Raw genomic sequence first — 442 nt, forward strand, 5'->3', positions numbered from 1 at the left:
ACCATAGATGCGAGCGCGCTAAAGTTTCCTTAATAGGACGGATTTCAGCACGGTTTTCTCTACCTCAGGATGTAATAGCCCCTTATGCAGGTGCAGGGCGAAACACGTCCCGCCGATGTCGCATTTGCCGGTGCCCGGCGGGCGCAAAACTGGAATCCTGCCACCAGCGCGAGAGGAATTCGAAGGAGACCGGGATGGAGGAAAAACACAGCGGAGCATGCCTGTGCGGAGCGGTGCGCTTCAGGACGAGGGGAGCCCTGCGCGGTGTCGTCTACTGCCACTGCTCGCAATGCCGCAGGCAGAACGGCCATTTCGTCGCGGCGACATCGGCCAAGGATGCCGATGTCGACATAGAGGGAGCCGAGGTGCTCAGCTGGTATGGCGCGTCCGATGTCGCCAGACGCGGATTTTGCCGCATCTGCGGCTCGCTGCTGTTCTGGAA

At 60.4% G+C, this 442-nt stretch carries 1 protein-coding gene; it reads left to right on the plus strand.

Annotated elements, in window-relative coordinates; translation table 11 throughout:
- Positions 1-194: 194 nt before the first annotated feature.
- The coding region (locus tag EOA28_RS38220; RefSeq protein ID WP_148671237.1) for a GFA family protein at positions 195-442 on the plus strand (248 nt) is incomplete at its 3' end.

Origin of the sequence: Mesorhizobium sp. M2A.F.Ca.ET.067.02.1.1, assembly GCF_004023285.1 — a bacterium.
GTDB lineage: Bacteria > Pseudomonadota > Alphaproteobacteria > Rhizobiales > Rhizobiaceae > Mesorhizobium.